The organism is Cryobacterium lactosi, from assembly GCF_004403945.1.
GTDB classification, from domain to species: domain Bacteria; phylum Actinomycetota; class Actinomycetes; order Actinomycetales; family Microbacteriaceae; genus Cryobacterium; species Cryobacterium lactosi.
This window is the reverse complement of sequence record NZ_SOHM01000022.1, coordinates 1-22,886: the sequence shown is the minus strand read 5'-3', so window position 1 is coordinate 22,886 and position 22,886 is coordinate 1. Positions and strand designations below refer to the sequence as shown.

The 22,886-nt window shown below is 69.1% G+C and carries 19 protein-coding genes; 8 read left to right on the top strand and 11 right to left on the bottom strand.

Going from position 1 to position 22,886, the window contains the following annotated elements; translation table 11 throughout:
• Nucleotides 1-23: 23 nt before the first annotated feature.
• The 4 genes from E3T61_RS10055 to E3T61_RS10040 all read right to left on the bottom strand — a co-directional run bounded on the left by E3T61_RS10055 (nt 24) and on the right by E3T61_RS10040 (nt 4,856).
• Nucleotides 24-1,379: an ABC transporter substrate-binding protein gene (locus E3T61_RS10055; protein ID WP_241992493.1), complete on the bottom strand. Its 1,356-nt coding sequence runs from the start codon at nt 1,377-1,379 to the stop codon at nt 24-26.
• Nucleotides 1,380-1,533: 154 nt separating this feature from the next.
• The gene (locus E3T61_RS10050; protein ID WP_134640730.1) at nt 1,534-2,871 is read right to left on the bottom strand and encodes an ABC transporter substrate-binding protein; all 1,338 of its coding nucleotides are present in this window, start codon (nt 2,869-2,871) and stop codon (nt 1,534-1,536) included.
• A 124-nt stretch (nt 2,872-2,995) separates the two neighbouring features.
• A complete protein-coding gene (locus tag E3T61_RS10045) occupies nt 2,996-3,931 on the bottom strand; it encodes a carbohydrate ABC transporter permease (protein WP_134640729.1) in 936 nt (311 codons plus the stop codon).
• Entirely contained in the window at nt 3,924-4,856 is a 933-nt protein-coding gene (locus E3T61_RS10040) for a carbohydrate ABC transporter permease (RefSeq protein WP_134640728.1), read from the bottom strand. Before E3T61_RS10040 ends, E3T61_RS10045 begins: the two co-directional genes overlap by 8 nt.
• A gap of 309 nt (nt 4,857-5,165) precedes the next feature.
• On the opposite strand from E3T61_RS10040, the gene E3T61_RS10035 reads away from it, so the two are divergent.
• Both E3T61_RS10035 and xylB read left to right on the top strand, forming a co-directional pair.
• Complete coding sequence (locus E3T61_RS10035) at nt 5,166-6,206, top strand: LacI family DNA-binding transcriptional regulator (RefSeq protein WP_134640727.1); 1,041 nt, start codon at nt 5,166-5,168, stop codon at nt 6,204-6,206.
• 405 nt (nt 6,207-6,611) lie between these two features.
• Entirely contained in the window at nt 6,612-8,027 is a 1,416-nt protein-coding gene (xylB, locus tag E3T61_RS10030; RefSeq protein WP_134640726.1) for a xylulokinase, read from the top strand.
• A gap of 175 nt (nt 8,028-8,202) precedes the next feature.
• Here the strand turns inward: xylB and arfA are convergent, their stop codons facing one another.
• The 6 genes from arfA to E3T61_RS10000 form a co-directional block, all read right to left on the bottom strand.
• Nucleotides 8,203-9,708 carry an arabinosylfuranosidase ArfA gene (gene arfA, locus E3T61_RS10025; protein ID WP_134640725.1) on the bottom strand — a complete coding sequence of 502 codons (1,506 nt, stop codon included), beginning with the start codon at nt 9,706-9,708 and terminating at the stop codon, nt 8,203-8,205.
• 56 nt (nt 9,709-9,764) lie between these two features.
• A complete protein-coding gene (locus E3T61_RS10020) occupies nt 9,765-10,715 on the bottom strand; it encodes a carbohydrate ABC transporter permease (RefSeq protein ID WP_134640724.1) in 951 nt (316 codons plus the stop codon).
• Nucleotides 10,715-11,677: a carbohydrate ABC transporter permease gene (locus tag E3T61_RS10015; RefSeq protein WP_134640723.1), complete on the bottom strand. Its 963-nt coding sequence runs from the start codon at nt 11,675-11,677 to the stop codon at nt 10,715-10,717. Before E3T61_RS10015 ends, E3T61_RS10020 begins: the two co-directional genes overlap by 1 nt.
• 154 nt (nt 11,678-11,831) lie before the next feature.
• A complete protein-coding gene (locus E3T61_RS10010; protein ID WP_134640722.1) occupies nt 11,832-13,178 on the bottom strand; it encodes an ABC transporter substrate-binding protein in 1,347 nt (448 codons plus the stop codon).
• A gap of 385 nt (nt 13,179-13,563) precedes the next feature.
• Nucleotides 13,564-14,598, bottom strand: a complete 1,035-nt coding sequence (locus E3T61_RS10005) for a LacI family DNA-binding transcriptional regulator (protein WP_134640721.1) — start codon at nt 14,596-14,598, stop codon at nt 13,564-13,566.
• Between the two features lie 230 nt (nt 14,599-14,828).
• Nucleotides 14,829-15,935 (bottom strand): glycerate kinase, encoded by a 1,107-nt coding sequence (locus E3T61_RS10000; RefSeq protein WP_134640720.1) that lies wholly within the window; start codon nt 15,933-15,935, stop codon nt 14,829-14,831.
• Nucleotides 15,936-16,198: 263 nt separating this feature from the next.
• On the opposite strand from E3T61_RS10000, the gene E3T61_RS09995 reads away from it, so the two are divergent.
• From E3T61_RS09995 to E3T61_RS09970, 6 genes are all read left to right on the top strand, one after another.
• A complete protein-coding gene (locus E3T61_RS09995; protein ID WP_134640799.1) occupies nt 16,199-17,383 on the top strand; it encodes a Gfo/Idh/MocA family protein in 1,185 nt (394 codons plus the stop codon).
• Complete coding sequence (locus E3T61_RS09990; RefSeq protein WP_134640719.1) at nt 17,380-18,573, top strand: dihydrodipicolinate synthase family protein; 1,194 nt, start codon at nt 17,380-17,382, stop codon at nt 18,571-18,573. The genes E3T61_RS09995 and E3T61_RS09990 overlap by 4 nt, the downstream gene beginning before the upstream one ends.
• Nucleotides 18,570-19,445, top strand: a complete 876-nt coding sequence (locus E3T61_RS09985) for a sugar phosphate isomerase/epimerase family protein (protein ID WP_134640718.1) — start codon at nt 18,570-18,572, stop codon at nt 19,443-19,445. Before E3T61_RS09990 ends, E3T61_RS09985 begins: the two co-directional genes overlap by 4 nt.
• Nucleotides 19,446-19,504: 59 nt before the next feature.
• Nucleotides 19,505-20,827: a GNAT family N-acetyltransferase gene (locus E3T61_RS09980; RefSeq protein WP_134640717.1), complete on the top strand. Its 1,323-nt coding sequence runs from the start codon at nt 19,505-19,507 to the stop codon at nt 20,825-20,827.
• A 160-nt stretch (nt 20,828-20,987) separates the two neighbouring features.
• A complete protein-coding gene (locus E3T61_RS09975) occupies nt 20,988-21,893 on the top strand; it encodes a DsbA family protein (protein ID WP_134640716.1) in 906 nt (301 codons plus the stop codon).
• A 119-nt stretch (nt 21,894-22,012) separates the two neighbouring features.
• Entirely contained in the window at nt 22,013-22,372 is a 360-nt protein-coding gene (locus tag E3T61_RS09970; protein WP_198418667.1) for a CHY zinc finger protein, read from the top strand.
• A gap of 35 nt (nt 22,373-22,407) precedes the next feature.
• Here E3T61_RS09970 and E3T61_RS09965 read toward each other — a convergent pair.
• Nucleotides 22,408-22,886 (bottom strand): M23 family metallopeptidase (locus E3T61_RS09965; RefSeq protein ID WP_134640714.1); only part of this gene is annotated, 479 nt, incomplete at its 5' end.

Sequence of the window (22,886 nt, the reverse complement as noted above, 5' to 3'; positions counted from 1 at the left end):
CGGGAGGCGGGCCTTCCGGTGGATCAGCCGGCCGCGATGGCGGCCTTGAGGTCCTTGATGAACCCCTCGGCGGCCTGCTCCGGTGTGGCCTGCTTGAACAGCACCTGTTCGGTGTACTGCTTCACGATCGCCTCGATGGCGCTGCCGCCGGCCGGGGTGAGCGCCGGGGCGTCTCCGACGTCCTCGGTGAGGCCGTCGAGGAATTCCACGACCTGCTTGCCCGATTCGGGCAGGTTGGGCGTGAGGTAGGCGCGGATGTCGTCGTTGGCCGGCACGCCGCGGTCGGTGCCGAGCAGGTCGGCGGCTTCCTCGGAGTTGACCAGGTAGTCCAGGAACACCGCAGCCTCGGCCGGGTGCTCGGTGCGGGCGGAGACCGACCAGTACATCGACGGCTTGTAGTACGCGCTTCCGGTGCTGGCGTCATCCGTGATGGGGATGCGCAGCAGCTCCAGCGGCGCTCCGCTGGCCTCCTGCAGGGCCGTGAGCTGGCTGGCCCAGCCGGTGGCGAAGCCGGCCGTGTTGGTGGCCAGGAACGACTCGGCGAGCCCGGCGGCCTGGCGCTCGGTCGTTGCCGATGCCGACGGGCTCACGCCGGCCTCCGTCAGGCTCAGCATGTACTCCCACCAGCTGGTCAGGGTCTCGGCCTTGATGACCACCTCACCGGCGTCGTTGTAGAGCGCGTCGTCGTGCTGGCGGGCCCAGTTGTTCAGGCCGCCCTCCTCGAAGCCCCAGGACTGCACGCCGAAAACGTTGCCGCCGCCGGCCGCGGTCACGGCAGCACCGGCCTCTTCGAGTTCGTCCCAGGTCCAGGCCTTGTCGTCGGGAATCTCGATCCCGGCCGTTTCGAGAATGGTGGGGTTCACCATCACGGCGTAGGTCGTCAGGCCCACCGGAATCCCGTAGAGGGCGTCCTCGGAGGTGCCGAGGTCGAGCGAGGCCTTCGAGAACCCGGACAGGTCGAGATTGTCGCCTGTGGTGGTGAGGTCGAGCAGGGCGCCGCGGCCGCTGTAGGTGCTGAGGTACTTCTCGTCCATCTGGATGATGTCCGGCGAGTCGTTGGCCGCTGTTTCGGTGGCCAGTTTGTCCCAGTACCCGTTCCAGTCCGCGAACTGCGGCTCGATGGTGATGTTGGGATTCTCCGCCTCGAAGGCGTCGATGACCGCCTGGGTGTTGGCGGTGCGCACGTCGTTGCCCCACCAGGTGAAGCGCAGGGTGACCGGTTCGTCGGAGAGCTCGGCAGCCGGGGCGGCCGCGCCGCCGCCGCCGGAGCAGGCGGACAGGGCGAGGGCTGCGGTCGCGACGATGGCGACGAAACCGGCGGCTCTGCCGGTGGGTCGCATTCCGGTGGGTCGCTTGCCGGTGGGTCGGATGGACGTCATGGGGGTGGATCCTTTCGATGGTGCGGCGCCGGCGGTTTTCTGCTGCCGGCGCCGCGGTACTTCAGGTGGGGAAACTGTTGCCCGTGCGGACTGGTGCGCCCGGCGCACCGGGCGCAGAAGTCCGCATCGGCAACAGTTGGGGAGTTGTGCCGGGCTAGGCGGCGTCGATGGAGGCGGTGAGGTCCTTGATGAACCCGGCCGCGGCCTCGGAAGGTGTGGCCTGACCGAACAGCACCTGCTCGGTGTACTGCTTCACCAGGGCTTCGATGGCGCTGCCGCCCGGAGGGGTGATCGGCGGGGCTTCGCCCACCACATCGGCCAGCTCGTCGAGGAACGCGACGACTTCCTGGTCGGTCTCCGAGAGTTTCGGCGTGAGGTACGCACGGATCTTCTCGTTGGCGGGCACTCCCCGCTCGGTCAGGAGCAGGTCGGCGGCTTCCTCGGTGTTGAGCATGAAGTCGAGGAACAACGCGGCCTCGGCGGGGTGCTCGGTACGGGCGGAGACCGACCAGTACATGGAGGACTTGTAGAACGCCGAACCCTCCTCTGCGTCATCGATGGTGGGGATGCGGAGCAGCTGAAGCGGGGAACCGCTGGCCTCGGTCAGCGCCGTCAGCTGGCTGTTCCACCAGGTGCCGAACGCGGCGGTGTTGGTAGCGGTAAAGGACTCGGCCAGGCCACCGGCCTGCTTCTCGATCGTGGCCGTGACCGGCGGGGTGACGCCTTCCTCGGTGATGGCGAGCAGGTACTCCCACCAGCTGGTGAGGGTCTCCGGCTTGATGACGACCTCGCCCTTGTCGTTGTAGAGGGCATCGCCATGCTGGCGCGCCCAGTTGTTCAGGCCGCCGTCCTCGAAACCCCAGGACTGCGCGCCGTAGACGGAGCCGCCGCCAGCCGCGCTGACGGCCGCGCCGGCCTTCTGGAAGTCGTCCCAGGTCCAGGTCTCGTCGTCGGGCAGTTCGACACCGGCCGCGGCGAGCAGGGTGGGGTTGGCCAGGATTGAATAGCTGGTCAGGCCGACGGGGATGCCGTAGAGCGCGTCGTCCAGAGTGCCGGAATCCAGGGCGGACTCCGGGAAGTCGGCTAGGTCGACACCGGCGTCGTTCAGGTCGAGCAGGGCGCCGCGACCGCCGTAGGTGCTGATGTATTTCTCGTCCATCTGGATGATGTCAGGGGTGTCGTTCGCTGCCGTCTCGGTGGCGAGCTTGTCCCAGTAGCCGGCCCAGTCGGTGAACTGCGGCTCGATGGTGATATTCGGGTTCTCGGCCTCGAAGGCGGCGATGACGGCCTCGGTGTTCGCCGTGCGGGCATCGTTGCCCCACCAGGTGAACCGCAGGGTGACCGGTTCGTCCGAGAGCTCTGGGGCATCGCCGGCGGGGGCTGCCGTGCCGCCCGCACAACTGGACAGCACCAGAGCGGCGGAGGCCGCGATGGCGATGAACCCGGCGGCGCGTCGGGAGCGTCGAGCGCCTCGTGTCGTGATTCTCTTCATTGTGAATCCTCTCAATAGCTGTGGAGTCGCTCCACTGGCGTGATTGGTGCGGTGCGTGTGCTGGTGCTGATGAGGTGAAGCCGCGTTGCGGTCAAGCAGCGGTGCGGTGCTGCGTTTGGAAGATCTATTTGCCGCCGGTGGTGGAGATGCCGGCGATCAGGAAGCGCTGGCCGAACAGGAAGACCAGGAAGATCGGGACCAGGGAGACCACACTCATGGCGAACAACGGCCCCCACGACGTCGACGAGGTCGCGTCCATGAACGCCCGCAGCGCCAGCGGCACCGTGTACATCTCGGGCTTGGTCAGGTAGAGCAGCTGGCTGAAGAAGTCGTTCCAGGTCCAGATAAAGGTGAAGATCGCGGTGGTCGCCAGGGCCGGCACCATCAGGGGCAGGATGACCTGGGCGAAGATGCGCGGGTGCCCGCAGCCGTCGAGACGGGCGGCCTCATCGAGCTCCCGGGGGATGCCGCGGATGAACTGCACCATCAGGAACACGAAGAACGCGTCGGTCGCGAGGATCTTGGGCAGGATCAGCGGGATGAAGGTATTCACCCAGCCCAGCTGGGAGAACAGGATGTACTGCGGCACGATGATCACGTGGATCGGAAGCATGATCGTGGTCAGCATGATCACGAACCACCACTTCTTGCCGGAGAAGTTGAGCCTGGCGAAGGCGTAGGCGGCCATCGAACACGACACCAGGTTGCCGACGATGCAGCCCAGCACCACGAGCACCGAGTTGAGCAGGAACACGCTGAACGGGCTGGACAGGGTGGTCCAGCCATCCGTGTAGTTGCTGAACTCGAGGTTGCTGATCACCAGGCCCGGGTTGCGGAAGATCTCGTCGGTGGGGCGCAGCGAGCTGACCACCAGCCAGAGCACCGGGTAGAGCATCAGCAGACCGGTGACGATCAGGAGTGCGTGCTTGAGCAGCGCCTTGGGCCGGCTGCGGCCGCGGGCCCGTCTGGCGGCGAGTTTGCGCCAGTTCGGGTCCACCGCGCGGCGGGAGACGAGGATCGCTTCGGTTGCCGCGCTGGTGCGCGTCTGCGTGTCAGTCATCGTAGAACACCCAATACTTTGAGGCCCAGAAGTTGATCGCGGTGAAGATACCGATGATCACCAAGAGGAACCAGGCCATCGCAGCTGCGTAGCCCATGTCGAAATTCGCGAACCCCCGGTTATAGAGGTACAGCGTGTAGAAGAGGGTGGAGTCGGCGGGGCCGCCGGTTCCGCCGGAGATGATGAAGGCCTGCGTGAACGACTGGAACGCGTGGATGATCTGCAGCACCAGGTTGAAGAAGATGATCGGGGTGAGCAACGGCAGCACCACGCGGAAGAACCGTTGCCACTTGGTCGCTCCGTCGACCTCGGCCGCTTCCAGGTACATCTGCGGGATTTGCCGCAGACCCGCCAGGAAGATCACCATCGGGGCGCCGAAGGTCCAGACATTCAGGATGATCAAGGTGGACAGCGCCGTGGACGGGTCGGAGATCCAGCCGCGACCCTCGATGCCGAAGAAGCCCAGCAGTACGTTCACCAGGCCCTGGCCGCCGAAGACCTGCTTCCAGAGCACCGCGATGGCGACGCTGGAGCCGAGCAGGGACGGCAGGTAGAACACCGACCGGTAGAAGGAGAGGCCGGACAGGCCCCGGTTCAGCACCACCGCGAGGGCGAGCGCCAGGCCGAGTTGAACGGGCACCGAGACGAAGACGTACATGAACGTGACGCCGAGCGAGTTGTGCAGCCGCTCGTCGCCGATCATCCGGATGAAGTTGTCGATGCCGATGAACTCCGGCGGCGACAGCAGGGTGTATTTGGTGAAGGAGAGATAGAGGGAGGCGAGCATCGGGCCGACCGTGATGACCCCGAGCCCGAGGAACCAGGGCAACAGGAAGAGGTACGCCGCTTTGTTCTCGGTTTTGGCTTTTGAGCCGCCCTTGACCTTCTTGGTGCCGATCGAGCGGAGCTCGCCGAGCGCGCTCACCCCGCGTCTCCCGGCAGAACTCGCTGCGGGTATCCGCTGGCGGCTTGGGCTTCTGTGCAACGCACAGGCGCACCTCCTTGGCAATCGTCATTGATGTCAATATGTGGGAAAACGCATTCCGCACTGCGACTTGTCTATCACCTGGGCTGGTGAGGTGCAATCAATTTGCGAAATATGGCCGGAAATCGGGCCGCAAGCGGGCTGAGATTCCTAGAAAGGACACGGCAAACCGCCCACAGGGCGCCCGATTCGGAATAGGCTTTCCCTGTTGCCGCTCCCCCGGCATCCTGACCCGAGAGGACACGTGCCGTGGCAGCTTCTCCCACCGCGTCGCCGGCCACCCTGCACGACGTCGCGCGCGAGGCCGGCGTGTCCCTCGCCACGGCCTCCCGCTCGCTGAACGGCAGCACGCGCAAGGTCAACGACGAGTACCGGCAGCGGGTGCTCGCCGCCGCCGCCCGGCTGAACTACAGCCCGAACTTTTCCGCCCAGGCGGTGGCGAAGGGGTCCACGTCCACTGTCGCCCTTCTGGTCAGCGACATCGCCGACCCGTACTTCTCCTCCATCGCCGCCGGAGTGATCCGGGCCGCCGAGACCCAGGGCCTGATCGTGACGATGGCCGTCACCGAGCGCAGCACCGAGCGCGAACTCGAGCTCGTGCGCGCGCTCCGCGGCCAGCGGCCCCGGGTGATGATCCTCACCGGCAGCCGCTCCGACGGCTCCGAGTCCCAGGCCGCACTGGTCGCCGAGCTCAAGGCGTTCGCCGCCACCGGCGGCCGGGTCGTACTGATCAGCCAGGAGGGCCTGCCGTTCAGCACCGTGGTGGTGGACAACTACCTGGGCGCCAGGGCCTTGGCCAACAGCCTGGTCGGCCAGGGTTACCGGCGGTTCGCTGCGATCGGCGGAGCCCGCACCCTCGTCACCTCCCGGGACAGGTTGGCCGGCTTCGCCGACGGCCTGGCCGAGCACGGTATCGCCATCCACCCCGACCACATCGTGCGGGGCGAGTTCACCCGCGACGGAGGCTTCGCGGCGGCCACCGAGCTGCTCGCCGACGGCATCGGCCAGATCGACCTGGTCTTCGCCGTGAGCGACGTGATGGCGATCGGCGCCATGTCCGCATTCCGCGAGGCGGGTATCGTCGTGCCGCGGGACATCGCCGTGGCCGGCTTCGACGACATCGACACCGCCCGGGACGTCACCCCGGCGCTGACCACTGTGCACATCCCGCTGGCCGACCTGGGCCAGCAGGCCGTCGAACTGGCGCTCTCGGATGCCGCGCTCTCCTCCGACGAGGTCATCCGGGTGGAGACCCGCGTCGTCCTGCGCGCGAGCAGCCCCCAGCTCTAGCCGTCCGACCGCCGCCGCCCGTCCGTCCGCCGCCCCGTCGAGAAGACAGTTCAGGGCAGTGAGAGGGCGTCCCCACTGCCCGCAACTGCCCTCTCGCGCACCCATCACCCGCCGCAACTGCCCTCTCGCGGGAGGGCCACGACCGGCGCTTCGGCCGGCCTGGCGGCATCCCACCGTTTGATCAAGCGCCCCGAACCGAATATGTTTAGACCCAGAACATTTTATGTGTGAACCACCCCGGACACACGACGGCGAGGATGCCGCCCCGCCCTGGGTGGTGGCATAACTCCTGCAGTTTTCAGTTTTGGGTGGCAGCAGCCCCGGAATCCCGGGGTCGGCATCCGGCTCTGACCAAATTGCAGGAGTTGTGCCCACCCACCGCGGTTTTCGAGCTTGGAGCAGGTCATGACATTGGTTGCCGGAGTCGACTCGTCGACACAGAGTTGCAAGGTAGTTGTGCGGGATGCCGCGACCGGAGCGCTCGTGCGCTCCGGCAAGGCCACGCATCCGGTGGGCACCGAGGTCGACCCCGCCGCCTGGTGGGATGCCCTGCTCGCCGCGATCCAGGCGGCCGGCGGACTCGACGACGTCGCCGCCGTGTCGGTGGCCGCTCAGCAGCACGGCATGGTCGTGCTCGATGAGGACGGCCGGGTCATCCGCCCGGCCCTGCTCTGGAACGACACCCGCAGCGCGCAGGCCGCCGCGGACCTGATCGACGAGGTCGGCGCCGCCGAGTACGCCCGCCGCACGGGCGTCGTGCCGGTGGCCTCGTTCACCGTCACCAAGCTGCGCTGGCTGCGGGATGCCGAACCGGCCAATGCCGCGAGGGTCGCCGCTGTCGCACTCCCGCACGACTGGCTCAGCTGGCGCCTGCGCGGCTACGGCCCGACCGGCGAGAGCGAACTCGGCCCGGTGCTCACCGAGCTGACCACCGACCGCTCGGACGCCAGCGGCACCGGCTACTTCTCGGCCGCCGCCGACGGCTACGACCGCGAACTGCTCGTGCGGGGGCTCGGCCACGACGCCGTGCTACCCCGGGTCCTCGGCCCCGGCGACACCGCCGGCAGCACGGTGGCCCTGCCCGGTGTGCCCGCCGGCCTCGTCGTGGGAGTGGGCGCCGGCGACAACGCGGGCGCCGCCCTGGGCCTGGGGGCAGCGGCCGGCGACGTGATCGTGTCGATCGGCACCAGCGGCACGGTCTTCGCCGTCACCGCGGTGCCGAGCGAGGATGCCTCAGGCACCGTCGCCGGGTTCGCCGACGCCAGCGGCCTGCACCTGCCGTTGATCGCCACCCTTAACGCCGCCCGGATCCTCGACTCCATCGCGGGCCTGCTCGGCGTGGACCACACCGAGCTCGGCCGCCTGGCGCTTGAGGCCGAACCGGGCGCGGGCGGCTTGGTTCTGCAGCCCTACTTCGAGGGCGAGCGCACGCCCAACCTGCCCGACGCCACGGCCAGCCTGTTCGGCATGACCCTGGCCTCGACCACCCGGCCGAACCTGGCCAGGGCCGCGATCGAAGGCCTGCTCTGCGGGCTCGCCGACGGGTTGGATGCCGTGCGGGCGCAGGGTGTCACCGTGGAGCGCATCCTGATGATCGGCGGTGCGGCGCAGAACCCCGCCGTGCAGTTCATCGCAGCGCAGGTGTTCGACGCCCCGGTGGCCGTGCCCACCCCCGGCGAGTACGTCGCCGACGGCGGTGCCGCCCAGGCGGCGTGGTCGCTCACGGGAACCCGCCCGGCCTGGTCCGTGGCGATCCAGGCGACCCCCACCCCGGACCACCGCCCCGTCATCCGCGCCCAGTACGCCGCCCACCGCGGCTGACCGCACCGCGGCTGAGCGCAGCGCGGCTGACCGCACCGCGGCTCGCGGCTCAGGTCAGCTGTCGCGGCACAGGAAAAAGCTCGCGGCGCAGGTTATGAGCTTGCGGCGCAGGTTATGTGTGTACATATCCTGCGCCGCGAGCGCCAACCTGTGCCGCCCCCAGCGGCCGCGACGGCTAGGCCAGCGCCAGCGCCGACCAGGAGACCGGCGGCAGCGTCACGGTGAGCGTGCCGTCGGCCAGTATCGCACCGGCCAGCGGCGACAGGCCCACCCGGGTCTGCTCGGCGAAGGTGTTCTTGGCGTACGGGTCGGCGTCGTGCAGGGTCACGGCCTCCGTGATGGAAGTGGCGCCGAGGCCGGCGACGTCGATCGTCACCTCGATCGACTCGGTCTGACTGCGGTTGACCAGGAACACGGCCGAGGTACCGGTCTCGGCATCCGCGGTGACGACCGAGTCGACCAGCGGAGCCGCGCCGTAGACCGCGGTGTCGTAGCTGCCCACATCGATCCGCGGCCGCAGCACCTCGCCGCGGGCCAGCCTGGACGTCACCGAGAACGGGAAGAACGTGGTCTGGCGCCAGGATGCGCCGCCCGGTTCGGTCATGATCGGCGCGATCACGTTCACCAGCTGCGCCAGTGACGCGGAGGTGACCCTGTCGTGGTTCTGCAGCAGGGTGATCAGCAGGTTGCCCAGCACCACGGCATCCGCCACGGAGTAGACGTCTTCGAGCTGGCGGGGCGCGATGCGCCACTCGTCGTTGACCTCTTCGGAGGCCTGGTGCTCGTCCAGGTACCAGATGTTCCACTCGTCGAAGGAGAGCTGGATCGTCTTCTGGCTGCGCAGCCGGTGCTTGACGTGGTCGGCCGTGGCGACGACGGTGTCGATGAAGTACTTCATCTCCATGGACGAGGCGAGATACGAACCGAGGTCGCCCTTCCGCTCCTGGTAGTAGGCGTGGCAGGAGATGTAGTCGACGTGGTCGTAGCTCTCCTCGAGCACCACCCGCTCCCACTCGCCGAAGGTGGGCATCGCCGATCCGGAGGAGCCGCAGACCACGAGCTCGAGGTTCTTGTCGGCGGTTTTCATCGCGGAGGCGGTTCGGGCGGCGATCTTGCCGTAGTCGGCCGAGGTCATGTGGCCGATCTGCCAGGGGCCGTCCATCTCATTGCCCAGGCACCACATCCGGATGTCGTATGGCTCGGTCCTTCCGTTGGCGATGCGCTGGTCGGCTAGGGCCGTGCCGGCCTCTCCGTTGGCGTATTCGAGCAGGTCGAGGGCCTCGGCGATGCCCCGGGTACCGAGGTTGACGGCCATCATCAGCTCGGACCCGGTGAGCTCGCACCACCGGCCGAACTCCTCCAGGCCCACCTGGTTGGTCTCCAGGGAGTGCCAGGCCAGGTCGCGGCGCACCGGGCGGGACTGGCGGGGGCCGACGCCGTCCTCCCACTTGTAGCCGGAGACGAAGTTGCCGCCGGGGTACCGGATGGTGGTGGTGCCCAGTTCCTTGACCAGCTCGACCACGTCGAGGCGGAAGCCGTCCTCGTTGGCGGTGGGGTGGCCGGGTTCGTAGATGCCGTCGTAGACGCAGCGGCCGAGGTGCTCCACGAAGGAGCCGAAGATGCGCCGGTTGAGGGGGGCGACCACGTTCGTGCGGTCGATCGAGATGCGTGCGGTGGTCATGGGTGTCTTTCTTTCTATCGAGCAGATGGAGACAGCTGGGGACAGCTGCAGAACAGTTACTTCAGGGCGCCGAGCGACAGGCCGCCCTGCCAGTACTTCTGCAGGGAGAGGAACGCGATGATCAGCGGGAGCACTGAGACGAAGGCCCCGGTGACGATGAGATTCCAGACCTGCTCACCGCCGGCGCCGGCGTTGGAGAGGGCTTGCCAGTTGTTCAGGCCCACCGTGACGGGCAGCAGGTTCGGGTCGCTCAGCACGGCCAGCGGCAGGAAGAAGTTGTTCCAGGTGCCCACCACCGACAACAGCAGCACGGTGACGATGGCCGGGCGAAGCAGCGGCAGCGATACCTGGAAGAAGGTGCGCAGTTCGCCGGCTCCGTCGACCCTGGCGGCGTCGAGCAGTTCGTCCGGCACGGCATCCTGCGTGTAGACCCGCATCAGATAGACGCCGAACGGGCTCAGCAGCGACGGCAGGATGACCGCCCAGATGGTGTTGACCAGGCCCATGTTGCTCAGCAGCACGAACGTGGGGATCACCAGGGCCGTCATCGGCACCATGACCGCACCCAGCAGCACCGAGAAGAAGGCGTTGCGGCCGCGGAAACGGTACTTGGCGAAGCCGTAGCCGGCGAGCACGGCCAGGATGGTCGCGCCGACGCCGCCGGACAGGGCGTAGAAGAAGGAGTTGCCCAACCACCGCCAGTAGATGCCGCCCTGGTGTTCGAAGAGCCCGGCGATGTTGTTGAACAGGTTGAATTCGCTGTCGAACCAGAGCGGGCCGCCGCTGCCGGTGAACAGACCGGCGGTGTCCTTGGTCGCGGCGACGGTGAGCCACCAGAGCGGGGTGATGAAGTAGATCACCAGGATGATCAGCAGTACGTGTGAGCCGATCTTGCGGCCGCCATCGCGGCCGGCATTGCCGCGGCGAGCGGAGCCACGGCTGCGGGAACCGGTGTCGGTGTCGGTGACGTCGGCCGGGGCCGTGGCACCGGGAGTGAGAATGGCCATTACTTGAGTCCGCTCTGCTTGCGGGTGAGGAAGAGGAACAGGTACGACCCGGCGAAGACCACGATGCCCAGCGCGAACGATATGGCCGAGGCGTAGTTGAACTGGCTGTACGAGAAGGCCAGCGAGTAGGCATACATGTTCGGGGTGTACGAGACGGGGATGGCGCCCTGCGCCACAGCTCGGAGCACCTGCGGTTCGGTGAAGAACTGCAGGGTGCCGATGAGGGCGAAGATCAGCACCATCACCATCGACGAGGAGATCATCGGCACCTTGACCCGCAGGGCGATCTGTCGCCCGTTGGCGCCGTCCAGGCGGGCGGCCTCGTAGATGGCGGGGTCGATGCCGCGGAGGGCCGCGTAGATGATGATCATGTAGTAGCCGGCCCACTGCCAGGTGACGATGTTGACCAGGCTGGCGAAGATGGTGCCCTGCGAGAGGAAGTCGGGGGCGGTGAGGCCGACGAGGCCGAATATGTCGGTGGCCGGGCCGAACCTGGGGCTGTAGAGGAAGCCCCACATCAGAGCGCCGATAACGACCGGGATCGCGTACGGCACGAAGATCATCAGCCGGGAGAACTTGGACAGGGCGGTGGAGAGGTTGTCGAGCACCAGGGCGGCGACCAGCGCGACGAGCATCTGCGCCGGGATCATGATCAGCGCGAACGACGCGACCCGGCCGAGCCCCTCGAGGAAGATCGGGTCGGTGAAGGCCTTGCCGTAGTTTGCGAACCAGGTGAACGACGTGCCGGTGGCCAGCGTGCTGGTCTGCATGCTCATCCAGAAGGCGTAGCCGAGGGGAGCGACCAGGAAGGTGACGAAGACGATGGCGAACGGGGCCACGAACAGCCAGCCCCAGCGCTGACGCTTGCGGTCCATCCGGTCGATCTGCGTGCGCGGCCGGCGGGCGGGCCGGGCCACCGCCGGATTCGGCGCCGGCTTCGGCGCCGCTTCGGTGAGTGCCATAACTGTGTCCTTCGTACGGTTCTTACGTGGCTGGCTCTGCGCTGGCGCGGAACGAGCTGAGTGATGGGGCGCCGCCGGCCGGTGATGGCCGGCGGCGCTGGCGGATGCCGCACTGCGGCGACCGCGCTATCCAACGATGGTGCGGGGCCGCGACCTACTTGGCGACGGTGAAGCCCTGCTCGGTGGCGTATGTTTCCAGGCTGGCCTGCAGGTCGTCAAGCGCCTGGCTGCCGTCCTGTTCGCCCTGCACCATGGAGTAGAGCTCCTCGGTCAGCTGGTCGTAGGCGTAGTTCTGGAACGGGCTGAACGTGGCACCGGTGTAGCCGGCCGCCGCGTTGAGGAACACCTCTTTGTTGATCTGCTGGCCGCCGAAGAACGGGTACTCCAGGTTGACGAAGTAGTCCGAGTCCAGCATCGGCGTGTAGCTCGGGAAGAGCGCGCCCTTCTCGACGCCGACCTTCCAGGCCTCATCGGTGCCGAAGATCTCGATGGCGACCTGTGCGGCGAGCGCCTTGTCGGTGGCCTGGCTGGTCACGGCGAAGGTCGAGCCGCCCCAGTTCACCTGCACGGGGTTGGCGGCGTCCCACTGGGGCAGCGGTGCGACGGCCCAGACGGCGTTCTCATCGGCATCCGAGAGGCCCTGCAGGTAGCCGGGGCCCCAAGCCGCGGCGAGGTACACGGCGTAGGTACCGTCCACGAGGCTGGTGTTGTAGTCGGCGGTGAAGGCGTCGTCGGTGGTGACGAGGCCGTCCTGCACGAGAGAGTTCCAGTAGTCCAGCACGTCCTTGGCGCCCTGGTCGTTCACGTCGATACCGATGTCGGTGGGGCTGGTCGAGTCGTAGACGAACGGCACCGAGCCGGCCTGGGCGAACAGCGCCTGGTTGAAGGCACGGCCGTTGGTCGGGAAGTTGACCAGCACGCCGTCGGAGCCGGACGTCTTCAGTGCCGCGGCGGCGGTTTCGAATTCTGCCCAGGTGGTGGGAACGGCGATCCCGGCCGCCTCGAAGAGGTCCTTTCGGTAGAGCATGCCCATCGGGCCACCGTCGACCGGGATGGCGTAGACGGCGTCGCCGCTGGAGGCGTCCTTCCAGGAGCCCTCGGTGTACTTGTCCTTCACGTCGTTCGCGCCGAACTCGGTGAGGTCGACGAGGGCGTTCCGGATGCTGAAGCTGGAGAGCACCTCGGATTCGAGCTGGATGACGTCGGGGGCGCCGGACTTCGATTCGATCGAGGTGGAGAACTTGGTGTACTCGTCGTTGCCCTGGCCGGCGTTGGTCCAGCAGACCTGCACGTCGTCGTGGCTGTTGTTGAACAGGTCGACGACCTCTTCGAACGCGGGGTACCAGGCCCACACGCTCACCTGGGGCGCGTTGGCGTTGACGATCTTGTTGGTGCAGGATGCTTCGGTGCTGTTGGATGTCTCGGCCGAGGCCGCGCATCCGGTGAGCGCGGCGGCGGCTACGGCGATGACGCCGACCGAGGCCAGGAATTTGGTCTTCATTGAAATGTTTCCTCTCGCAGGTGTGGGGACACCGTTGTCATCAATGCACCCCCGGGCGGACGCGACCGGGTGGATGCGAGTGCTGTGGGTGGTGCGGTGCGAGAAGGATCGCGACGCGGCCGGTGTCCAGTTTCGGACGGGCCCTCACGAATCCTCCTTGATTCGAATCGTCATCGTTGTCGGGCCCTGGATCCGGGGGAATTCGCTCGAGGCGAGAGCATCCGGGAAGAGCCGATTCCGACATTTACAACGTTGGAAGTAAACGTTGTAAATGCATCATGCCGAGCCGTGCGCGTGTCTGTCAAGTGCGAATTCCGAAGTCTTCGGTAACGATCCGCCCCGTCGCACCCGGCTCGGCGCACCGGTCGGGCCGGCAATCCCGCAGTCAGACGACAGGGCTGTCGGCCGGGACGAGATCGGTGGATTCCCGCTGGACCAGCCGAAATCCCGCCTCGATTTCCCGCGGCGCCACGTCGGCGGCCTCGCCGGAGATGCGCTCGAGCAGGATGCGCACCGCGGTATCGGCGATCTCGTCCCTGCCCGGATCGATCGTGGTGAGGGCAGGCAGGCAGTAACTGGATTCGTCGAGGTCGTCGAATCCCACCACCGCGACATCCAGCGGGATGCGCCGCCCGGACTCCTGCAGCACCCGCATGGCGCCAAGGGCCAGGGTGTCGTTCAGGGCGAACACGGCGTCGAACTGCACACCGGTGGCCAGCAGCTCCCGCATGGCCGTGGCGCCGTTCGCACGATGCCACAGCGTGGTGTGCGCGATCAGCGCCGGGTCGAACTCGATCCCGGCCTCGGCGAGCGCCTCCCGGTAGCCGCGCAACCGCAGTCCGGCGGAGCCGATCACCTCGTCCTGGTGCGCCCCGATCACGGCGATCCGGCGGCGGCCGGTGGCCAGCAGATGCCGGGTCGCCGCATGGGCGGCGGCAACGTTGTGCATGGTGACGTGGTCGGTGGGCCCGGCGAAGATGCGCTCGCCGAGCAGCACCAGCGGGTAGTCCACGTTCAGGTAGCTCGCGTCGTCGTTGCCCATGCCCAGCGGGCTGAAGATCAGACCGTCGGTGAACTGCCGGTGCGGGCTGGCCAGCAGCTGGATCTCGCGGTCACGATCGCCGCCGGTCTGCTCGATGATCACGGAGGTGCCACGGCGTTCGGCGGCCTGGATGATCGCATCCGCCAACTCGGCGAAGTAGCTCAGGCTGAGCTCGGGCAGGGCCAGGCCGATCACACCGGTGCGGCCGGAGCGCAGGCTGCGCGCCGAGATGTTGGGCTTGTAGCCGAGTTCGTCGATGGCTGCGCGCACCCGCTCCCTGGTCGCGGGTCGGATGTGCTCGAAGTCGTGGACGACGTTGGAGACGGTCTTGATCGACACCCCGGCGAGCGCCGCCACATCGCGCAGTGTTGCTGCCATTTCGCTCCCCTGGTTCGGTCCGTGTCGCGAACAGCCGGGCCGCCCGTCGCGGGCGCGGCCCTCGGCCGCCGCCGCACCGGTTCCGGTGCGCTCTACTGTTCACGTCCGAACTTACCGCCTGAATTACAACGTTGCAGCCGCCTCGCGGTCACGGCCCGGCTAATCGGCGGCGGGCGGCGGGGCAGGCGGCACTCACGCGTGCCACGAGCGCGGCCGCAGCGCCGTACGGCTCAGAGCGAGGCGGCCAGACGGGACCCCGCGGCCTCCAGCCACTCGAGCGTGTCGGCCATGGCAGCAGCGGAGCCCCCGGCCAGGTCGGTGAGGGACACCGCGTCGGCGAACTGCCCCGGCACCGCCGCCAGCGCACCGGCATCGATCGCGCCGGCAACGAGCAGGGCGCGCGCCCCGGCATCCGCGGCCAGGCCGGCCAGGTACGACGGCACCTTGCCCGCCGCGGATTGCGCGTCGAACCGGCCCTCCCCGGTGATCACCACGGATGCGCCCCGCACGGCAGCAGGCACGCCCAGCGCCCGGCCCACGGCAGCCGATCCCGCCGCGAGCCTGGCACCCCAGGCCAGCAACCCGAACGCGGTGCCCCCGGCCGCCCCCGCGCCCGGGGTCGCCGGGTCGACGGCGAGCAGACCGGCCAGCCGGGCCAGGCCGGCCTCCAGCCCGGCGACCTGCGCCGGCTCTGCACCCTTCTGCGGGCCGAACACCGCCGCCGCGCCGTGCGCCCCGAGTAGCGGATTGGTGACATCGCTCAGGATCAGCGCACCCCCCACCGGCAGCGCCGGCAGAGCACTGAGGTCGACAGTCGCGAGCGCGGCCAGGCCGGCACCGCCGGCGGCAACCGGCCGTCCGGCCACGTCCTGGAACACCGCACCCAGCGCGGCCAGGGCCCCCGCCCCGCCGTCGGTGGAGGAACTACCGCCGAGCGCCAGGTACAGCCGTGACACCCCGTGCGCCAGGGCTGCCGCAATCGCCTCACCGAAGCCCGAGCTGTGCGCCTCCATCGGCCGGAGCGGATCGAGCAGGGTGATGCCACTGGTGCTGGCCAGTTCCACCACCCCGGTGCCGTCGGGCAACAGCAGCCAGTGGGTCGCCACCGGCTGGTCATCGGGGCCCGTCACCGTCACGGGCATCCGCCTGGCGCCGGCCACGGCCAGCTCGAACGCGTCGAGGGTGCCCTCGCCGCCGTCGGCCATCGGCATCAGCACCAGGTCGTCGTCCGGACGCACCGCGGCCCAGCCCGCGGCCAGCGCCCGGGCCACCTGGGTGGCCTCGGCCGTGCCCTTGAAGGAGTCCGGGGCGATCAGCACGCGTTCGACGCTCGTCATCCGGCCACCCTCGTCCCGTCCAGTTCGCACCCCCGGGCACAGCAAGGCGCCCGCTCAGAGGAAAACGTTTCCCCAGCTTGATCGCCCCGGGCGTCCCGTGTCAAGCGGCAGGCCCGGCAAATTCCACCGCCACCCATTGCGCCGGGCGGAACTCCTGTCCTACACTCTGGGTAAACGCTTTCCACCACGGAGCACCCTCAACGAAGAAGGACAACCTCGTGTCACACACTCTCGGCATCATCGTGAACGGCGCCTCCGGGCGCATGGGCTACCGGCAGCACCTCGTACGCTCGATCCTCGCCATCCGCGAGCAGGGCGGCGTGCTGCTCAGCGACGGCAGCCGGGTGCAGGTCGAACCGATGCTCGTGGGCCGCAACGCGGCCAAGCTCAAGGAGCTCGCCGAGAAGCACGGCATCGAGCACTACACGACAGACCTCGACGCGGCGCTAATGGATGACCGCTGGCAGGTCTACGCGGATTTCCTCGTCACCAAGGCCCGCGTCGGCGCCCTCACCAAGGCCATCGCGGCCGGCAAGGCCATCTACACCGAGAAGCCCACCGCCGAGACCTTCGAGGAGGCCCTCGAACTGGCCCGCCTGGCTACGGCCGCCGGCGTCAAGAACGGTGTGGTGCACGACAAGCTCTACCTGCCCGGGCTGCAGAAGCTCAAGCGGCTGATCGACTCCGGCTTCTTCGGCCGGATCCTCTCGGTGCGCGGCGAGTTCGGTTACTGGGTGTTCGAGGGCGACTGGCAGCCGGCCCAACGGCCCAGCTGGAACTACCGCGCCGAGGACGGCGGCGGCATCATCGTGGACATGTTCCCGCACTGGAACTACGTGCTGGAGAACCTGTTCGGCCGGGTCGAATCGGTCTACGCCCAGGCCGCCACGCACATCCCGGTGCGGATCGGCGAGGACGGCGAGGCCTACCCCGCCACGGCCGAGGACGCCGCCTACGCGGTCTTCCAGCTCGAGGGCGGCATCGTCGCGCAGCTCAACTCCAGCTGGACCGTGCGGGTCAACCGTGATGAGCTCGTCGAGTTCCAGGTGGACGGCACCCACGGCAGCGCCGTGGTCGGCCTGTTCAGCTGCAAGATCCAGCCCCGCAACGCCACCCCCAAACCGGTCTGGAACCCCGACCTGGCCGAGGAACACGACTACACCAAGGACTGGCTCGAGGTACCCGTCAACGACGTGTTCGAGAACGGCTTCAAGACCCAGTGGGAGGACTTCATCCGCCACGTGGTCGAGGACGGCCCCAACGAGTTCGACCTGCTCGCCGGCGCCCGCGGCGTGCAGCTGGCCGAGCAGGGCCTCCTCAGCTCTGCCACCGGCCGCCGCATCGACCTGCCGGTCGTGAGCCTGCCCATCGCCGCGCCCACCAGTGCCCCCGCCGCCGGCTCAGCGGATTCGGCAGCGCCGGCCGAACCGGCATCCGTCACGTCATGACCGACCTCACCCTGCTCGATCCGGCGGGCCGCACCCGCCGCGTCGGGCTGAATCCGGCGCCGGCCTTCACCCGGCCCACCGGCCCGCTCACCTCCCGGGTCGCCTACGCGGCCGCGCACGTGATCCCCCGGCCCTTCGCCGAGAACGTGCCCGGTGCTCCGGCCGACATCGACTGGGACGCCACCCTGGCGTTCCGGCACCACGTCTGGTCGTGGGGCCTCGGCGTCGCCGACGCCATGGACACCGCCCAGCGCAACATGGGCCTGGGCGCCGCGGCCACCCGCGAACTCATCACCCGCAGCGCCGCCGAGGCCCGCTCGGTGGGCGGCGCGCTGGTCGTGGGCGTCAACACCGACCACATTCACGACGAGCAGATCTCCCTCGACGCGGTCATCGACGCCTACCTCGAGCAGCTGCACTTCACCGAGGATGCCGGCGCCGGGGTGGTCCTGATGGCCAGCCGCCACCTGGCCCGCGCCGCGGAGTCCGCCGAAGACTACCGCCGGGTCTACGGTGCGGTGCTCGCCGCCGCCACGACGCCCGTGGTGTTGCACTGGCTCGGCGCCGCGTTCGACCCCGTCCTGGCCGCCTACTTCGGCTCCACCGACAGCACCATCGCCTCCGACACCGTGCTGGCGATCATCGAGGAGAGCCTCGACTCCGTCAGCGGCATCAAGATGAGCCTTCTCGACGCCGGCGCCGAGATCGCGCTGCGCTCCCGGCTGCCCGCATCGGTCACGATGTTCACCGGCGACGACTTCAACTACGTCGGCCTGATCGCGGGCGATGAGCCCGGCGGCACGGATGCGTCCCCGGCCGTGGCCGCCCGACACTCCGACGCGCTGCTGGGCGCCTTCGCGGCCGTCGCCCCCCACGCCTCCGCGGCCATCCAGGCCCTCGACGCCGGCGACCTGCCCGGCTACCACCTGATCCTCGGCCCCACCGAGGCCCTGTCCCGGCAGGTGTTCGCCGCCCCCACCTTCTACTACAAGACCGGCGTCGCCTTCCTGTCCTGGCTGAACGGCCACCAGGCCGCCTTCAGCATGGTCGGCGGACTGCACGCCGCCCGCAGCCTGCCGCACCTGTCCGAGATCGTTCGCCTGGCCAACGACTCCGGCGCCCTCGAACGGCCCGAGCTCGCCTCCGCCCGCTGGAACAGCCTCCTCACCCTGAACGGACTGACCGCATGACCGACACCCTTCCGGCCGCCGCGGCCGTGACGACGGCGCCGCATCCGCGTCTCTCGCTCAACCAGGCCACCATCAAGTACGCCGACCTGGCCACGGCCCTCCGCCTCACGGCCGACGCCGGCGTGTCCAGCATCGGCCTGTGGCGCGAACCCGTCGCCGAGGTGGGCCTGGAGACCGCGGTGCGTCTGGTCGCCGACTCCGGGCTGCGGGTGTCGAGCCTCTGCCGTGGCGGCTTCATCACCGTTCCGGAGGGCCCCGCCCGCCGGGCAGCGATCGACGACAACCGCCGTGCCATCAACGAGACCGCCGCGCTCGGCGCCCCCACCCTGGTGCTCGTGGCCGGCGGTCTGCCCGCGGGATCCCGTGACCTCATCGGCGCCCGCGACCGGGTGCGCGACGCCATCGGCGAGCTGGCCGGCGAGGCCCGCGCCGCCGGCGTCACCCTCGCGATCGAGCCGCTGCACCCGATGTACGCCTCCGATCGCGCCGTGATCTCCACCCTCGGCCAGGCTCTCGACATCGCCGAGCAGTTCGGGGCGGATGTCGTCGGCGTGGTGGTGGACACCTTCCACGTCTGGTGGGACCCGGCCCTGGCCGCCCAGGTCGCCCGGGCCGGCGCCGGCGGTTACATCGCCAGCTATCAGGTCTGCGACTGGGCCACCCCGCTGCCGACTGACGTGCTGCTCGCCCGGCACTACCCGGGCGACGGGGTCATCGACTTCGCCGCCGTCTCCGCCCTGGTGCAGGCAGCCGGCTACACCGGCGACGTGGAGGTCGAGATCTTCAACCAGGCGATCTGGGACACCCCGGCGGCAGACGTCGTGGCGCGCACCGTGGCATCCTTCACCGCCACGGTGGCCCCGCACCTCTAGCCCGCCTCGCAAGCATTTCCCGGGGTGGCCGCGAGAGCCCGCGTGAGTAGGCTGGGTGAGTGAACGCCTATGCCTCCTGGCCCGTCGACCCCGAATCCACCGCGACCCTCGCCGAACGCGGCCTGAGACTGGCCGTGCTCGACGCCGCCGACGAGGCAGGCCTCAAGCGCTGGCTGCTGGCGGATGCCCGCGGCTTCCACGAGGTCACCCCCACCGAGGGCACCCTCGAGGTACAGGTCGAGGACATCGCCACCGACAGGGTCACCGGCGTCTGGGATTCCTCGCAGGCCGACCCGGACACCCCGGTCGCCACGGTGCGCTCCTGGGAGATGGGCCTGACCGTTCCCGGCGGCGCCGCTCTGGCCAGCTGGGCGATCAGCTCGGTCACCGTCTCCCCCACCCACCGCCGCCAGGGCATCGCCAGGGCCATGCTCACCGGCGAGCTCCGCACCGCGGTGCAGCTCGGCCTGCCGATCGCGATGCTCACGGTCTCCGAGGCAACCATCTACGGCCGCTACGGCTTCGGCCCGTCGGCCCGGCAGTCCTCCTACCTCGTCGACACGCAGCGCGCCCACTGGACCGGGCCCGCCCCAGCCGGCCGGGTGCAGTTCGTCAGCCCTGAATCGTTGCTCGCCGACGGTCCCGCCGTCTTCGAACGCACCCGGGACCGCTCCCCCGGCGAGGTCGACCGCCGCGAGATCTGGTGGAAGCGCACGCTGGGCCTGCTGCCGAACGAACCCGACGCCCACAAGCGCGGCATCCGCACGGTGCGCTACGACGATGCCGATGGCGCCATCGCCGGATTCGCCCTCTACGAGATCGCGTTGCAGAACGTGAGCCAGCCCGGCCGGCTCAAGCTCGTGGACCTGGTCGCCGCCACCGATGACGCCTATGCCGCGCTGTGGCGGTTCGTGATCGAAATGGACATGGTCAGCGAGATCGAGGCCCCGCTGCGCAGTGTCTCCGAGCCGGTGGCCTGGCAGGTCTCCGACCACCGCGCCGTGCGCAAGACCAGCGAACGCGACCACCTCTGGCTGCGCATCCTCGACGTGCCGGCGGCGCTCGGCGCCCGCAGTTACGCGGCAGCGGGCGAGTACCTGCTCGACGTCACGGACGACCTCGGCTTCGCGGCGGGCCGGTTCCTGCTCACAGTGGCCGCCGACGGATCGGGGCGGGCGCATCCGCTCACCGGCGCAGCCCCCGCCGACGCCGTCGAGGTGGCCCTCTTGGCGGCGGACCTCGCGTCGCTGTATCTCGGCGGCACCAGCGCCGTCGACCTCGCCCGTGCGGGACGTCTCACCGAGGCGTCCCCGGATGCCGCCATCCGGCTGGACACGGCGCTGCACTCCGCCTACGCCCCACACCTGAGCACCTGGTTCTAGGCGCTCGTTCCCGGCCCACCCGATCTAGTCCTAGGCTCGACGTGGGCGCCCGGCCACGGTGGCCTTCCCAGCTTGCTCACAGCATCCGGCTATCGACCTCATAGGCTCGGTCGATAGCGTCAAGGCATCAGCAGTCCCGACGAAACGGCACAGATAGTCCATGAACGCTAAAACCCCCGGCCAGTCGCTCCCCCCGAAGAAGGACCGCCGTGAGGTGGCCCGCGAAACGGCCCGCATCCAGCGGGAAGAGCAGAAGAAGCGCGACACGCGCAACCGCTGGTTCCTGCGCGGCGGCATCGGCCTGGCCCTGGTGGCCGTGGCCGCTATCGTCGCTGTCCTGATCGTCGGCAGCATCAAGCCGCCGTCGCCCGGTCCGCTGAACATGGCCAGCGACGGCATCCTGATGCAGGGAGACGGCACCACCATCAGTGCCGTGCCGACCGCGGCCACCGCGGCCGACGCCGAGCCGGTGCCCACCGACGTGAGCGCGCTGACCGACACCGTGAACATCGCCGTCTACGTCGACTACCTGTGCCCGTACTGCGGCCAGTTCGAGACCACGAACGGCGCCCAGCTCGCCAGTTGGCTCACCGCGGGCAACATCACGCTCGAGACCCACCCGATCTCGATCCTCGACCAGTCCTCGAGCGGCAGCAAGTACTCCACCCGATCCGCCAACACCGCCGCCTGCGTGGCCAACTACCAGCCGGACAGTTTCCTCGACGTGAATGCCGCCCTGTTCGCCAACCAGCCCACCGAGGGCACGACCGGCCTCAGCAACGCCGAGCTGGTCAGCCTGGTCGAGGAGGCCGGCGTGACCGACGAGGCCGTGGCCACTTGCATCACCGACCAGGAGTTCAGCGGCTGGGTGGGCGACGCCACCGACCGGGCCCTGGACAACCCGCTGCCCAACACCGACATCGGCGCGCTCACCGGCACCCCGACCGTGCTCGTGCAGGGCGTGCAGTACACCGGAGACCTCGGTGACGCCGCGGCCTTCGAGGCGTTCGTCATGGAGCAGGCCACCGCGACGACCGACACCAGCGGTACCGACACGGGCGAGTAGACCACCCCTCTTCGCTACTGTGGCCGGTGCGGACAATTGCGCCCCGCGTACCGGGCGCAGAAGTCCGCATCGGCCACAGTTGTCTGTGGATGCGGCGGCGAAACCCTTCAGGAGGCAGCATGCTGCACGACGACCCGGCCGAACGGCCGGCCCGACCCCGCGTCTACGGTGCCACCGTCGACGACAACACCCGGTGCGAGCACTACGCGGGGCCCGCCGACATCGTCGCGATCAAGTTCCGCTGCTGCGACAGGTTCTACCCGTGCTTCCAGTGCCACGCGGATGCCGAATCGCATCCGGCCGCGCAGTGGGCGCCGGCGGAGTGGTCCGAACGGGCCATCCTCTGCGGCGCCTGCGGGCAGACCCTCACGATCGAGGCATACCGGTCAGTGTCAGCCTGCCCCGCCTGCGGGTCACCGTTCAACGACGGATGCCGCCTGCACGCCCACCTGTACTTCCAGGTGCCGCCCACCCGCTGACCCGTCCGCGGCGGAGTGCCGCCGGCTGGGTTGGGCTACATGGGCCCCGCGTGCTCGGTGAGCCAGCCATAGGGGTCGATGGCTGTGACGCCGTCGAGGTGCAGCTCGAGGTGCAGGTGCGGCCCGGTGCTCTGGCCGGTGCTGCCCACGCTGCCGATGACCTGGCCGGCCACGACCGACTGGCCCACGCTCACAGCGGCGGACCCGGCTCGCATGTGGCCGTAGGTACTGGTGACGTTCTGGCCGTCCACGACGTGGTCGATCATGACGTGCACGCCCAGGCCGCCGTCGTCGAACGAGGTGACCGAGCTCACGACGCCGTCGGCGATCGCGCCGATCGGGGTGCCCTCACCGGGGTTCATGTCGAGGCCGTCGTGGAAGGTGGAGCAGCCGGCGCAGGGTGCGGAGCGCGGTCCGTAACCGTCGGAGATGCGCACCGCGCCGGGGAACGGCCAGCGCACGCTCGCCCCGGCGGGCGCGGCGGCCACGGCCGCAGGTGCGGCCGCGGCGGCCG

Coding starts and splice junctions, on each gene's coding strand:
- E3T61_RS10055 (WP_241992493.1), bottom strand. CDS start 1,379: ATGACGTCCATCCGACCCACCGGCAAGCGACCCACCGGAATGCGACCC.
- E3T61_RS10050 (WP_134640730.1), bottom strand. CDS start 2,871: ATGAAGAGAATCACGACACGAGGCGCTCGACGCTCCCGACGCGCCGCC.
- E3T61_RS10045 (WP_134640729.1), bottom strand. CDS start 3,931: ATGACTGACACGCAGACGCGCACCAGCGCGGCAACCGAAGCGATCCTC.
- xylB (WP_134640726.1), top strand. CDS start 6,612: ATGACATTGGTTGCCGGAGTCGACTCGTCGACACAGAGTTGCAAGGTA.
- arfA (WP_134640725.1), bottom strand. CDS start 9,708: ATGACCACCGCACGCATCTCGATCGACCGCACGAACGTGGTCGCCCCC.
- E3T61_RS10020 (WP_134640724.1), bottom strand. CDS start 10,715: ATGGCCATTCTCACTCCCGGTGCCACGGCCCCGGCCGACGTCACCGAC.
- E3T61_RS10015 (WP_134640723.1), bottom strand. CDS start 11,677: ATGGCACTCACCGAAGCGGCGCCGAAGCCGGCGCCGAATCCGGCGGTG.
- E3T61_RS10010 (WP_134640722.1), bottom strand. CDS start 13,178: ATGAAGACCAAATTCCTGGCCTCGGTCGGCGTCATCGCCGTAGCCGCC.
- E3T61_RS10005 (WP_134640721.1), bottom strand. CDS start 14,598: ATGGCAGCAACACTGCGCGATGTGGCGGCGCTCGCCGGGGTGTCGATC.
- E3T61_RS10000 (WP_134640720.1), bottom strand. CDS start 15,935: ATGACGAGCGTCGAACGCGTGCTGATCGCCCCGGACTCCTTCAAGGGC.
- E3T61_RS09995 (WP_134640799.1), top strand. CDS start 16,199: ATGGGCTACCGGCAGCACCTCGTACGCTCGATCCTCGCCATCCGCGAG.
- E3T61_RS09990 (WP_134640719.1), top strand. CDS start 17,380: ATGACCGACCTCACCCTGCTCGATCCGGCGGGCCGCACCCGCCGCGTC.
- E3T61_RS09985 (WP_134640718.1), top strand. CDS start 18,570: ATGACCGACACCCTTCCGGCCGCCGCGGCCGTGACGACGGCGCCGCAT.
- E3T61_RS09975 (WP_134640716.1), top strand. CDS start 20,988: ATGAACGCTAAAACCCCCGGCCAGTCGCTCCCCCCGAAGAAGGACCGC.
- E3T61_RS09970 (WP_198418667.1), top strand. CDS start 22,013: ATGCTGCACGACGACCCGGCCGAACGGCCGGCCCGACCCCGCGTCTAC.